Origin of the sequence: Sulfuricaulis sp. (genome assembly GCF_041499725.1) — a bacterium.
Taxonomy (GTDB): Bacteria; Pseudomonadota; Gammaproteobacteria; order Acidiferrobacterales; family Sulfurifustaceae; genus Sulfuricaulis.
This window is the reverse complement of the sequence record NZ_JBGQKW010000080.1, coordinates 1-12489: the sequence shown is the minus strand read 5'-3', so window position 1 is coordinate 12489 and position 12489 is coordinate 1. Positions and strand designations below refer to the sequence as shown.

The window sequence follows — 12489 nt, the reverse complement described above, 5'->3', positions numbered from 1 at the left end:
GACGTGGAGGTGTTCAGCGTGGACGAGGCGTTCATCGACGTCACGCATTGCCAGCGTCTGCACGGCAGCCCCGAGCATATCGCGCATCTGGCGCGACAACGCATCCACGAGATCAGCGGCGGACTGCCCTGTTCCATCGGCGTCGCCGGGACCAAATCCACCGCCAAGATCGCTTCGGACATGAAGAAGCCCAACGGCCTGACCGTGATTCCGCCGTGGGAGGCGCGTGAGCGTCTGGCCGATGTACCGATGAGAAAAGTATGCGGCCTGGGCCCGAACATTGCCGAGTTTCTATCGTTGTACGGCGCGCGCACCTGCGGCGATGTCGCGCGCCTGCCCATGACCGTGCTCGCGCGTCGTTATGGCGTAACCGGAAAATATCTGTGGCTGGCGTGTCAGGGGAAGGATACGGAGCCGGTGGCGCCCGACATCGCGCCACCTCAGTCCATCGGCCATGGCAAGGTATTGCCGCCGCACACGGCCTCGGCGCGCGTCATCGAAATTTACCTGCGGCACATGTGCGAGAAAGTGGCCGCGCGTCTGCGCCGTTACGACATGCAGGCCGGCCGGCTGTACATCGGCCTGCGGCTCGAGACGCCGCATAAAGGTAGCCCTACTCGCTGCGCTCGTTCGTCCTGCCCTAATGAGGATATCGGGCAGTTGTTCATCCTGCCGTATGGGGCTCCCGACGGCCGGCGCCTGTTTGAACTGGCGCAGAAATTTCTCAGGCACCGATGGCACGGCGCGGCCGTGACCCACGTGCAGGTCACGGCCTTGCATCTGCGTTCCACCTCCGGCCAGCTCGATCTTTTTCCCGCCGTCGACGCGCGCGCGTTCAACCGTTTCAGCACCATCGACCGCATCAATGCGCGTTATGGCGAGTTCACCGTCGCCCCGGCGACGCTGTTGGAACGCTCGACCATGCCCAATGTCATCGCGCCCGCGTGGCGGCCGGACGGGCACCGGCAGCACATTCCAGAATAGACGGCAAACGAAAGCCATCATTGCACATGGAACCGTCGGGATGAAAAAGGATCCACGTTTCCACTAACCCTTTTGCATGAATCCGGCGAAGTCAATTATTGATGGATATCTTTGATAATCCAATTCCAATGATACTTATTAAATAATTCAACATATAATCCGATTTTTAAGAACCGGGCGTTTAATTTTTTTTTGAATCTTATCGAAGGATGGTTGAAAAAGTCACTGTAGCTGAAAAACCTGTCCCTGCCTGTTTCTTTAAGAAATCGATAGCTCTGGTATCGCACGTACGGAGCAATGCCCCTTCCGCGGAACGGCTTCATGGTATACATATCGCGCAAATAAGCCTCGTTATTGCTCAATTTGACTCTGTGTTTTTTAATGGACCACTCGTCAAAAGCTATCCACATAAATGCGACGATCTCCCCACGATATTTAGCGCCGAAGCATTTCCATCCAGTCTTCAGCCTTGCAAGCAATTTATCCTCAGAATAATTCCATGTTTTACTTGCCACGATCAGCTTGATTTCATCCGGTCCGAAAAAGTCGAATGTATAATCTTCAAAGTCGGTTTGTATCGGCGGCGGAGCAATATCGTTCAGCCCTTCCTGAATCCAGTAATAAGGGGCAATTATAATTCCCACCGATGCCAAGCGGTATTGGAGCGCCTCAAACAAGGTTCCGTGGCGCCATCTCCCGATCAGGTTTCTTAATTTGCGAATCATTCTGGAAAGCCATAGCGCAATTCAGGTAACGCGATGCAATAAATTCCGTCTTTGCATCTTCGTGGGAATGAGAAATATCGACAGGCGAGCACTTTTATATCATACCCGACTTCGTGAAGAAGGTGACTGACTTATAGTCGGGTGTGTGAGGGGGGGGAAAGCTGTGGAGGCGACGTTCCGGATTCTCTGAAACGTCTATTTCTATCCGATTGCACCGGATGGACGCTCTGATGCATAGCCTTGGACAGGACCGAGTTTGATCCCTAGCGCGACGCTGGCCAGACCGTCCGCCGCGTATGATTAAAAAGCTACGGAGCCGCGTTACTTTTTGATGTAGAAACGGTACACGCCGCGTGAATCTTCGGTCATGGCGAGCAGCTTGTGACCCGTGGTCTTGATCCAGGTATTGACCTCGAGCGGCGATGCCTGGCAGTCGCTGATGAGCTTGATGTTTTGGCCGGCACGGATTTGAACCATGGTCTTGCTCGCCTCCACTACCGGCGTGGGGCAATGACATCCAGTAACGTCCACCGACTTTTCTACCGGCCAGAGGTCGCCTTTCAGAATAAAGAATCCGAAGCCCCTGGGTCGTGTCCGGTCGATGAACAGAACCTGGTTGTTCGTTTGTTTTGCCCAGACATGGAGATCGTTTTCAATGCCCGGAAAGTCGCTGATAAGCAGCAGAACCTGCCCTTCTTCCACGGTGCGCAGGGTCCGGCGCAGGGAAGGCAAGGGACCGGGGGAGGCCAGCCCATTCAGATCGAGCGTGGTCTGCGGCTTGATGTCGGGCATGGCTTGGGTTTTGGTGTTCGCGGTCATGGCATGTACCTCAGTAATGTCCTTGGGAACTTTCCCTGATTGCTCTGATGTGCAAGGTGCATGCCAGGGCCCATGGGAGCGGTTTTCTCAGGTATTTCCAGGGTTCTGTCAGAACCGGGACGACGGCTAACAGGGATTGCGACGCATTCGGAACGGGGGAGCTGACGAAAATCGCCGTGGAAACAGGTTCTTGCCGCGACCAAGCGGCGGTACTGGCATGGAACTTGAAGCATCTTGCATATAATAAGCAAACGGGATGTCCTCATGAATCCAACCATTCTCCTAATTGGACGACAACCAGGAGAACCTCACAACGGTCAGGGTTACCCTCTGGGACTGATGGGCGAGAAAATTCCAATGGCGGGGCGGATCGTCGCCGTGGCGGACGAACTGTATTCGTTGCTATCCGTGCGTCCGTACAAGCAGGCGTGGAATTTCAAGGGTGCCCTCGAACATCTGCAGCAAGAGCGCGGCCGGCATTTCGATCCCGGTTGCATCGACGTTTTGCTGTGGCACATCGACACCATTCTGGACATTCAGAAGAAATTCGCCGACGAGCCCGCCGCGCCTGTTTTCGACGTTCACCCGCTTCGCCGCGGGGTTGCCTAGACGTTTCTTCAGAAGGGCCTAACGTGCCGGCGCAGGCAATGTCTCTGCCGCCGGTTCCACTTTTCCGTATTTGTGTTTGTACCACAGGAGTCCCAGGCGTTCGCGCAGCGCGCTGCTGCTCAGCTGCAGACCGTAGGCGGAAGGGAAATATCCCAGTGTTTCGCGGTCTTCCTTGTTGAGGGTGGTGAATCCCATGGGCGCGGGAATGGTGTCGACGCCAAGGTTCTCGAATATCCATACCGCGCGCGGCATGTGTGCGGCATGGGTGACGAGGTAGACGCGGCGTATTCCGGCCTCCGCCAGGAGCGCCTTGGAATATTTGGCATTTTCATAGGTATTGGCCGATTTGTCTTCCACCCATCTGGCTTCCATCTGGAAATCGCGTGTCAGCGCTGTCTGCATCAGCGCCGCTTCCGCGACCTGTTCGCCGTAGGGCGCGCCGCCGCTCACCAGAATCGGCAGTCCCGTAAGGCGGTGCAGGTACGCGCCATAGCGAAGCCGTTCGAGCGTCCACCGGTTCACGCTGTCACCTTCGCCATATTCCGCCGCATCGGTGTAACGGCCGCCCCCCAGAATGACGATGGCCCCCGGCGGCGGTCCGGCGTCGGCCGCGGTGGTGAGCCGCAACGGCGGGAAACGCGTTTCGATTCCCTGCATTAACTGATGGCCGGTAAGCGGCAGGCTCAGGATCAGCAGTGCCGTCAGGCTTAGCGCCACAATGAGGCTCCCCACGAGCAGCCAGCGGATCTGGATGAGAAATCCCAGCAGCGCCAGGACGATAATCGCTCCCGGAGGCAGCAGCAACAGCGCCTGGATCTTGGGGGCGATGTCTACCATGAATGACGGGACGAGCGCAGCAGGGCTACGTTATATCTGACGGGACGAGCGCAGCAGGGCGTCTTCTTCTTATGACAAGACGAACGAAGCGAAGCGAAGTAGGGCTTCATTTACGTCCGTCAGGGGGAAAGACCGGCGGCCTGCTGTTCGGCGTGATAAGAGGACCGCACCATGGGACCGCTCGCGGCATTACGGAAACCCATTTCCCGGGCGGCGCGCGCGAACTGTTCGAATTCCTCCGGCGTCACGAAGCGCAGCACCGGCAGGTGGTGCCGGCTCGGTTGCAGGTACTGGCCGACGGTGAGCAGTTCGCAGCCGTGCGCGCGCAGGTCGCGCATGACTTTCAGAATTTCTTCGTTTGTTTCCCCGAGCCCGACCATCAGACCGGACTTGGTCGGGACGCCGGGATGACGTTCCTTGAAGCGCCGCAGCAGTTCCAGTGAATGTCGGTAATCGGCGCCCGGACGCGCGGCCTGGTACAGACGCGGCACGGTTTCGAGATTGTGATTGAAAACGTCGGGCAGGGCCTCGCCCAGTATTTCAAGCGCCACGTCCAGGCGTCCGCGAAAATCCGGCACCAGGATCTCCACCGAGGTGGCGGGCGTGTGCCGACGCACCGCGCGGATGCAGTCCGCGAAATGCGCCGCGCCGCCGTCGCGCAGGTCGTCGCGGTCCACCGAGGTGATCACCACGAATTTCAGCTTCATCGCGGCGATGGCGCGCGCGAGATTTTCCGGCTCGTCGGCGTCGAGCGGCAACGGCCGGCCATGCGCCACGTCGCAGAACGGGCAGCGGCGGGTGCACAGCCGGCCCATGATCATGAACGTGGCCGTGCCGTGGCTGAAGCACTCGCCGAGATTCGGGCACGAGGCTTCTTCGCACACCGTGTGCAGCGCATGCGCGCGCAGCAGATTTTTCAGCCGCCCGACCTCCGGGTGCGTCGGGCTTTTCGCGCGAATCCATGACGGTTTGCGCAGCAGTTCCGTCTGCGGGGCGATCTTGATGGGGATGCGCGCCACCTTGGCCGCGCCCTTCTGGTCGATGGCGGCGGTCACGCGGGGTTTGTCGTCATTCATGCTGTTCAAAAATGTAGTCCTGCTTCGCTCGTCTGGTCAGAAATGTTGCCCTACTCCGCTTCGCTCCGTTCGTCTTGTCATTCTACTAATAGGCCAGGAAGTCGGCTCTCTGATGGGGTAACGAAGCCAGTATAACCCAGCTCGCTGAGCAGTTGCTCAAGCCAGTCCTGCCCGGCCAGGAACATGTCCCGGTGGATGCCAAGGTCGATCAGTCGTGTGACCGGCTGCGCCGGGTAGCCGCAGGGGTCGATATAGGAGAAAGGCGTCAGGTCCATGTCCAGGTTGAGCGCGATACCGTGATAGCTCGCCCCCCGGCGCACGCGCAAGCCCAGCGCGGCGATTTTGGCTCCGGCGACGTACACTCCGGGCGCCCCCGCGCGCCGCTCGGCCCGGATCTGCCGGGCCGCCAGCAGATTGATGACGGACTGTTCCATGGCGTTGACGAGACGTTTCGCGCCCCAACCGCGGCGGCGCATATCCATGAGGATGTAGGCCACGAGCTGACCCGGCCCGTGATAAGTCATATCGCCCCCGCGATCGCTGTAAACCACGGGTATGCCGTGTATGTGCGTGCGCGCGCCGCCGCGTCCCTTGAGCCCCATGGTGAAGACCGGCGGGTGTTCGAGCAGCCAGATTTCATCCGGCGTTTCCGGCGTGCGCGCATCGGTGAAATCCTGCATGCCGCGAAACGCCACGGAATAATCCACGCGCCCGGGCTGGCGCAGCACCACCGCATCGCCCGGCGTGGCATCGAGCGCCGGATGCATCACTCCACCTTGCCCTGGATGAAGGCCTGCTTGTATTCCTTGTACAGCGCGAACATCCGCGCGTGCATCGGCCCCGGTTTGCCCGCGCCCACCGGACGACCGTCGATACGCGTGATCGGCAGGATCTCCTTGGTCGAGCTCGTCAGCCATACTTCGTCGGCAGTTCGCAGCGCTTCAATCCCGACCGGTTTTTCCTCGCAGGCAATTTTGTTCGCGCGCGCAATTTCGACGACCAGATCGCGCGTGATGCCCGGCAGGATATAAGGCCCCTTGGGCGGCGTGACCAGACGGTCGCCGCTGACAATGAATATGTTGCTGGCCGCGCCTTCCGTGATCACGCCGTCGCGTACCAGGATGGCCTCGACCGCGCCCTGCTCGATGGCCTGCTGGCGCAGCAGCGCGTTGGCCAGCAGCGCGATGGCCTTGATGTCGCAGCGCTGCCAGCGGATGTCCGCGCTCGTGACCGCCGTCACGCCCTGCATCAGCTGTTCCGCCGGCGGATATTTGAGCGGCAGGGCGTAGGCGAAAACCGTGGGGATGGCGTTCGGCGGGAATGCATGATCGCGCGGCGCCACCCCGCGGGTGATCTGCAGATAGATCGATTGATCGCTGGTTCCATGCTCCGCCATCAGGCGCGTGAAAATGGTTTTCCATTCCTGGACCGTGTGCGGATTGCGCAGACGGATGGCCGCGAGACTCGCCTCGAGGCGCGCGAGATGATGTGGCAGGCGGAACAGCCGCCCGCCGAAGACCGGGATGACCTCGTAGACGCCATCGCCGAAAATAAAACCGCGATCGAAAACGGACACCCTAGCCTGTTCGGGCGGGAGAAATTTCCCGTCGAGATACACCTGTGACATGGTCGGCATCATAAAAAAATAAGCGGCGGAAAACCGGCGGGATCCCCGCGACTATTCTCGTGTTGTATTCAAACCGTTACTGTAACCAGAGTTGAATCTTGTCGATAGTGCGCTGAAAGAGGTTGCCTTCCCCGACCTGCTTGAGCGCCACCAGGGGATATTCCGCGAGCGGCTGCCGGTCGAGATCGAGCGCAATCGTGCCCACGGCCTGACCCTGCTGGACGGGCGCGTTCAGCGATTCCCTGACCGTCACCCGTGCGTGCAGTTTTTCATGCCAGCCGCGAGGAAGCGTCAGGTACAGATTCCGGCCCGCACCGAGCGGGATTGTGGACTGATTACCCATCCATACCCGCGTACGGACGGCGGGAATATCCGCCGCATAAAGCAAGCGCGTCTCGAAATGACGGAATCCGTGGTCAAGCAGGCGTTGCCCGGCTTCCACGCGCGCATTTTCATCCCTGGCGCCGAGCACCACGGCGATGAGACGCATGCCGTCACGGCGCGCCGAAGCAATGAGACAGAAACCCGCGGAACGCGACTGTCCGGTTTTCACACCATCGACGGTCAGGTCCCGCCACAGCAGCGCGTTGTGATTATACTGGGTAATCCTGCCGTCACTGAATTCCTTCAGGGAAAACCAGTGGTAATATTCCGGAAATTCCCGGATCAGTGCCGCGGCGAGCCGCGCGAGATCGAGCGCCGTGGCGCTGTGAGCTTTTTCATCATGGCCCGTGGCATTCATGAAAACGGTATGGCTGAGGCCGAGCCCGCGCGCGACGGTATTCATCTCGGCGACGAAATTTTTTTCGCTGCCCGCCACCCGTTCCGCCAAGGCGATGGCCGCGTCGTTGGCGGAAAGCACGATGAGCCCCTTGAGCAGGTCCTCGGCGCGGACACTGGATCCCGGCCGCAGAAACAGGCGTGCGCCCTTCGCGTTCCAGGCCTGCTGGCTGATGTCGATCCGGTCGTCGAGTTTCAGGTTTCCAGCTTTCAGTTTGCCGAATAGCACATAGGCAGTCATCAGCTTGGTGAGACTCGCGGGCGGGAGCAGTTTGTCGGCGTTGCGTTCCGCCAGCACCTGTCCGCTGTCGTGATCCATGAGCACCCAGGCGGGAGCATCGATATCCGGCGGAGGAACCTCGGGTGGTGTCGCCGCGACCGCATGGCCGCATAGCAGGTACGCGAGCAGCGGACTGGAGAATTTTTTAGCAGCCTTTAACAAATATGATTTCACCGCAAAGAATTCACAGGATTAACAGGGCGAGCCGGAAACGGACGAAGACACTTAATGTGCATCGGCGACATCCCTGCTTCGCCCTGTAAATCCTGTCCATTGGTTTTTACTTTCCAGCACGCTCACTCGACCACGATCCGGGCGTCGGGGATCCCGAGCTGCGCCGCGCGCTGCGTCAGCCGGTCGCCTTCCTCCACGTTGATCAGCGGTCCGACACGCACGCGGTAGACGCGCGTGTCATCCGGTCCGTTTCCCTTGGCCGCCTGTGACGGCAGGATGGATATCGGGCGCAGTGCCTCGCGTTCGAGGCGATCGCGCAGGGCCACGGCGTTGTCCCACTGGGTGAAGGCGCCGACTTGGAGATACAGCTTCGGGTTCGCCGCGGTCGCCGGCGACGCAGGCAACTCCTCGGCGGCCTCGGCCGGCGCGATGACCTGAAGCGGATAGGTTTTGACCTGGGCCACCTGTGTCTCCGGCTCTTCGGGGCTGACGGCCTCGACTTCCACCGTACCGGTGCCGGTGCCGAGGATGCCGAGCCGGGCGGCCGCGGCATAGGACAGGTCGATCAAGCGGTTGTGCAGGAACGGCCCGCGATCGTTGATGCGCACGACGACGGACCGGCCGTTCTGCAGATTGCGCACTCGCGCGTACGAGGGCAGAGGCAGAGTCTTGTGTGCCGCCGTCATGGTGTACATGTCGTAGGGCTCGCCGCTCGAGGTGCGCTTGTTGTGGAATTTCTTTCCGTACCACGAGGCGATGCCGCGTTCGCGGTAGCCGCTGGTATCCGCCAGGGGAGAGTAGGTCGTGCCGTAAACCGTATAGGGGTTGTTGCCCGTGGCGGAACGGGGCTCGACTTTTGGCACGGCGTCGGGGACGTTGGCGACATCGGCCGGTGGGCGCGCCTCGGGGCCGTCGTCCTCGTAATAGCCGCCGGACGGAAGCGTGCCGCACGCGGAAAGCGCGCCGAGCAGTACCGCCAGCAGAATCCAGCGCGGCATCATGACGGCGGTTTTTCCTCCATGCGTTGGCGTATCCTTTCTCCCAGATCGTACACGGCCATGGCGTAACGCTTGTTGTGATTATAGCGCGTGATGACGTAGAAATTATTGTAACCCAGCCGGAAGAAGGGACCGTATTCGCCTTCGAGCGAGATCAGCGCGGCGCGCCTCTCCGCGTTGTCCGGACGGCGCGGGAAAATGCCGTAACGTGTGAGTTGGCGCACAGGCAATGCCGGTTTCAGTCCGAGTTTCTCGATCCAGAAATACAAGGTGCCTTCGAGGTGCGCATCATCGGCCACCGGAGCGCCGGTCTCCCACCCGTGCTCCTTGAGGTAATGGGCGACGCTTCCGATCGCATCCTCGGGGCTGGCCAGAATGTCGCGCTTGCCGTCACTGTCGAAATCCACGGCATACCGGCGGTAATTGCTGGGCATGAACTGCGGCAGGCCCATGGCCCCGGCGTAGGAGCCCTTGAAGCGGCAGGGATCGACGTCGAGTTCGCGCGCCAGCAGCAGAAATTCCGTCAGCTCCTGGCGAAAGAACGCCGACCGTGGCGGATAGTCCAGCATCAGCGTGGTGAGCGAATCCAGGATGAGGTAGCCGCCCTGGTTGCGCCCGAACTGGGTTTCCACACCGATGATGGCGACGACGATCTCCGGGGCCACGCCGTATTGTTCACGCGCCCGGGTCAGCGTCGCGGCATGCTTTTTCCAGAACCGGACACCGCGTTGCACATTTTCTTCGGTCAGAAAGATATTGCTGTATTCGTACCACGGCAGCAATTCCTTGGGCCGCTCCATCGCTTCGATGATTTCGGGGCGTATCCTGGCGCAGCGGAACACCCGTCGCAGCTGCGGATCGGAGTAACCGTGCTGCTCGGCCATATCGGCGATGAAGCTTCGCAGCGCGGGGTACTTGTTGACATTGAGGGCATGCGCGGGCGCGGCCACGAGGGTCAGAAAGGTGAGCGCTAACGCTCCCAGGGTGGGAAAACGCATTAATGAAGCCCTACTCTGCTTCGCTCCGTTCGTCTTGTCATAAGATGACGCCCTACTTCGTTCGTCCTGTCATAAGATGGGAAGCCCTACTCCGCTCCATTCGTCTTGTCATAAGATGACGCCCTGCTTCGCTCGTCTTACTATTCGTAAATGTTATTCCGCGATCTTGCGGTGGGTCTGGATGCTCATGAGGATACCGAACGCGGCCATGACCGTGACGATGGAACTACCGCCGTAACTCATCATCGGCAGCGGGATGCCTACGATCGGCAGGATGCCGGTGACCATGCCCATGTTCACGAAGAAATAGAGGAAGAAGGTAAGGCTCAGGCTGCCCGCGAGCAGGCGCGTGTAACTGTCCTTTGCGAGATACGCGATCAGCATGCCGCGCGCGACGATGAGGGTGTAAATCAGGACCAGCAGCAGGCTGCCGATCAGGCCGAATTCCTCGGCAAACACGGCGAAGATGAAGTCGGTGGAGGACTCCGGCAGGTAATCCAGATGCGCCTGGCTGGAGTTGAGCCAGCCCTTCCCATATATGCCCCCCGAGCCCACGGCGATCATGGACTGGATGGTGTGATAGCCGGTACCGAGCGGGTCGGCCTCCGGATCGAACAGGGTAAAAATGCGTTGCCGCTGGTAGTCGTGCATATGATTCCAGGCGAACGGCGCGGCGATGGCGACGATGGCGAGCAGGGTCAGGATCACCCGCCAGCGCATTCCTCCGAGAAACAGCACGAAGGTGCCAGCGCCGAACACGAGCAGTGCGGTGCCGAGATCCGGTTGCTTGATAATCATTACCGCCGGGACCGCCATCATGAGAAACGCGACCGCGAGCCGCAGCAGGCTGGGCGGAAGATTTTTCCGGGCCAGATACCAGGCAAGCATCATCGGTACCGCGAGTTTCATGACCTCGGCCGGCTGGAACTTGAGAAATCCGAGATTCAGCCAACGCTGCGCGCCCTTGCCGATCACGCCCAGCGCAAGCACGGCGATGAGCAGCAGCATGCCGGCGATGAAGATGTACGGAGACCAGCGTTCGAGAAACTCCGGGCGTATCTGCGCTACCGCCAGCAGCACGGTAAATCCCAGCAACAGCCGCAGGAGATGCCCTAGGGTGGCATCCATGTCCCGGGCACTCGCGCTGTACACCACGAACAGGCTGATCGCGGCCAGGCTGAGCAGCGCATAGAACAGGGTCTTGTCGAGATGCAGTCGTTGCAGGTCCATATCAGTGACTATTTAACCGCAGATGAGATTAGACGTCCCGGGTTATTCATCGTTCTCCGTTTCTGGTTTCGCCTCACTCGGCGGTGCGGCGGTTTTGCCCAGCATCAGGTAATCCATGATTTTGCGCGCGATGGGCGCGGCTACGGAACTGCCGTGGCCGCCATTTTCCACGATGACCGACACAGCCACTTTCGGATCGCCGACCGGCGCAAAGGAAACAAACAGTGCATGGTCACGGTAACGCTCGGGCGTGCCTTTTTCGCTGTAGGATTGGCCCTGAGCGACGCTTTTCACCTGCGCGGTGCCGGTTTTGCCGGCAATTTTGTAGGGCGAATTATGGCCGATGCCGTAGGCGGTTCCCCGGTTGGTGTGCACCACGTCGGTCAGATTCTGGATCTGGATCTCGAGGTTATGTTTGTCCTTGAGCGGGATCTGTGTATTGATCTCTGGCGCGATTTCGCGCCGGGCCTGGGTCTTGGCGTCCACGATGGCGTGCACCAGTTGCGGCTTCATGCGGACGCCCTGGTTAGCGAGGGCCGACATGGCGTCGGCGAGCTGCAGCGGCGTCAACAGGATCGAACCCTGGCCGATACCGGTGATCACGGTCTCGCCCGGATACCATGTCTGTTTACGCGCCGCTTTCCATTCCGGCGAGGGCAGGATGCCCTCAGATTCGTTGAACAGATCCACGCCGGTTTTCTTGCCAAAGCCAAACGGCGCCAGGAACCTTTTTATGCCGTCGATGTTCATGGCCACCGCCAGCTTGTAGAAGTAGACGTCGCAGGACTGCACCACGGCGTCGTGCAGGTTCACCGCGCCGTGGCCGCCCTTTTTCCAGTCGCGGAACTGGTGCGAGCTTCCCGGCAGTGTGAACCATCCGGGACAGACCACCGGCCTGTCGGGGTCGAATCCGTCCTGCTCCAGCGCCGCTAGTCCGAGGAAGGCCTTGATGGTCGAGCCCGGAGAATATTGGCCGTTGAGCGCGCGGTTGATCAGCGGCTTGTCGGGGTCATCGAGCAGGGCCTGATAGGAATCCGGGTCGATGCCCTGTACGAAGGGATTGGGATCGTAGGTCGGCGTGCTGACGAAAGCGAGGATGGCGCCGGTCGCGGGTTCCATGGCGATGATGGCGCCGCGCCGCTTGCCCAGTGTCTGCTCGGCCAGGGCCTGGAGCTTGGCATCGATGCTCAGGTATAGGTTCTTGCCCGCTACCGGCGCGATGCGTTCGAGGATGCGCAGCGAGCGTCCGTGCGCGTTGGTCTCGACCTTTTCGAACCCGACCTGGCCGAGCAAGGTTTTTTCGTAGCTCGCTTCGAGGCCCAGTTTGCCGATGTACTCCATGCCGCGATAGG

Annotated in this window: 13 protein-coding genes; 2 read left to right on the top strand and 11 right to left on the bottom strand. The window is 60.3% G+C overall.

The features are described from left to right. Window positions 1-984 (top strand): DNA polymerase IV (locus tag ACC569_RS11885; protein WP_372523746.1); only part of this gene is annotated, 984 nt, incomplete at its 5' end. A 95-nt stretch (window positions 985-1079) separates the two neighbouring features. Here ACC569_RS11885 and ACC569_RS11880 read toward each other — a convergent pair. Both ACC569_RS11880 and ACC569_RS11875 read right to left on the bottom strand, forming a co-directional pair. Next, entirely contained in the window at window positions 1080-1709 is a 630-nt protein-coding gene (locus tag ACC569_RS11880) for a GNAT family N-acetyltransferase (protein ID WP_372523745.1), read from the bottom strand. A gap of 321 nt (window positions 1710-2030) precedes the next feature. Continuing rightward, a complete protein-coding gene (locus ACC569_RS11875) occupies window positions 2031-2528 on the bottom strand; it encodes a sulfurtransferase TusA family protein (protein ID WP_372523744.1) in 498 nt (165 codons plus the stop codon). A gap of 264 nt (window positions 2529-2792) precedes the next feature. Between ACC569_RS11875 and ACC569_RS11870 the strand changes: the two genes are divergently transcribed. Next, complete coding sequence (locus ACC569_RS11870; RefSeq protein WP_372523743.1) at window positions 2793-3137, top strand: HD-GYP domain-containing protein; 345 nt, start codon at window positions 2793-2795, stop codon at window positions 3135-3137. An 18-nt stretch (window positions 3138-3155) separates the two neighbouring features. Here the strand turns inward: ACC569_RS11870 and ACC569_RS11865 are convergent, their stop codons facing one another. The 9 genes from ACC569_RS11865 to mrdA all read right to left on the bottom strand — a co-directional run. Further along, window positions 3156-3974 carry a YdcF family protein gene (locus ACC569_RS11865; protein WP_372523742.1) on the bottom strand — a complete coding sequence of 273 codons (819 nt, stop codon included), beginning with the start codon at window positions 3972-3974 and terminating at the stop codon, window positions 3156-3158. Window positions 3975-4093: 119 nt separating this feature from the next. Continuing rightward, on the bottom strand, window positions 4094-5050 hold the full coding sequence (gene lipA, locus ACC569_RS11860) for a lipoyl synthase (RefSeq protein WP_372523747.1): 957 nt from the start codon (window positions 5048-5050) through the stop codon (window positions 4094-4096). A gap of 77 nt (window positions 5051-5127) precedes the next feature. Next, window positions 5128-5817: a lipoyl(octanoyl) transferase LipB gene (gene lipB, locus ACC569_RS11855; RefSeq protein ID WP_372523741.1), complete on the bottom strand. Its 690-nt coding sequence runs from the start codon at window positions 5815-5817 to the stop codon at window positions 5128-5130. Next, window positions 5817-6689 (bottom strand): D-amino acid aminotransferase, encoded by an 873-nt coding sequence (locus ACC569_RS11850; RefSeq protein WP_372523740.1) that lies wholly within the window; start codon window positions 6687-6689, stop codon window positions 5817-5819. The genes lipB and ACC569_RS11850 overlap by 1 nt, the downstream gene beginning before the upstream one ends. A gap of 64 nt (window positions 6690-6753) precedes the next feature. Further along, window positions 6754-7899, bottom strand: a complete 1146-nt coding sequence (locus tag ACC569_RS11845; protein ID WP_372523739.1) for a D-alanyl-D-alanine carboxypeptidase family protein — start codon at window positions 7897-7899, stop codon at window positions 6754-6756. 134 nt (window positions 7900-8033) lie between these two features. After that, on the bottom strand, window positions 8034-8912 hold the full coding sequence (locus ACC569_RS11840; protein ID WP_372523738.1) for a septal ring lytic transglycosylase RlpA family protein: 879 nt from the start codon (window positions 8910-8912) through the stop codon (window positions 8034-8036). Further along, window positions 8909-9907, bottom strand: a complete 999-nt coding sequence (gene mltB, locus ACC569_RS11835) for a lytic murein transglycosylase B (RefSeq protein ID WP_372523737.1) — start codon at window positions 9905-9907, stop codon at window positions 8909-8911. Before mltB ends, ACC569_RS11840 begins: the two co-directional genes overlap by 4 nt. Window positions 9908-10060: 153 nt before the next feature. After that, on the bottom strand, window positions 10061-11137 hold the full coding sequence (gene rodA / locus ACC569_RS11830; protein WP_372523736.1) for a rod shape-determining protein RodA: 1077 nt from the start codon (window positions 11135-11137) through the stop codon (window positions 10061-10063). Window positions 11138-11179: 42 nt separating this feature from the next. Continuing rightward, window positions 11180-12489, bottom strand: a 1310-nt coding sequence (gene mrdA, locus ACC569_RS11825; protein ID WP_372523735.1) for a penicillin-binding protein 2, incomplete at its 5' end; no start/stop codon positions are given.

What these genes read in the sequence shown, in the direction of transcription:
- lipA (WP_372523747.1), bottom strand. Translation starts at nt 5,050, where the DNA reads ATGAATGACGACAAACCCCGCGTGACCGCCGCCATCGACCAGAAGGGC.
- ACC569_RS11870 (WP_372523743.1), top strand. Translation starts at nt 2,793, where the DNA reads ATGAATCCAACCATTCTCCTAATTGGACGACAACCAGGAGAACCTCAC.
- ACC569_RS11865 (WP_372523742.1), bottom strand. Translation starts at nt 3,974, where the DNA reads ATGGTAGACATCGCCCCCAAGATCCAGGCGCTGTTGCTGCTGCCTCCG.
- ACC569_RS11840 (WP_372523738.1), bottom strand. Translation starts at nt 8,912, where the DNA reads ATGATGCCGCGCTGGATTCTGCTGGCGGTACTGCTCGGCGCGCTTTCC.
- lipB (WP_372523741.1), bottom strand. Translation starts at nt 5,817, where the DNA reads ATGCATCCGGCGCTCGATGCCACGCCGGGCGATGCGGTGGTGCTGCGC.
- mltB (WP_372523737.1), bottom strand. Translation starts at nt 9,907, where the DNA reads ATGCGTTTTCCCACCCTGGGAGCGTTAGCGCTCACCTTTCTGACCCTC.
- rodA (WP_372523736.1), bottom strand. Translation starts at nt 11,137, where the DNA reads ATGGACCTGCAACGACTGCATCTCGACAAGACCCTGTTCTATGCGCTG.
- ACC569_RS11850 (WP_372523740.1), bottom strand. Translation starts at nt 6,689, where the DNA reads ATGATGCCGACCATGTCACAGGTGTATCTCGACGGGAAATTTCTCCCG.
- ACC569_RS11875 (WP_372523744.1), bottom strand. Translation starts at nt 2,528, where the DNA reads ATGACCGCGAACACCAAAACCCAAGCCATGCCCGACATCAAGCCGCAG.
- ACC569_RS11880 (WP_372523745.1), bottom strand. Translation starts at nt 1,709, where the DNA reads ATGATTCGCAAATTAAGAAACCTGATCGGGAGATGGCGCCACGGAACC.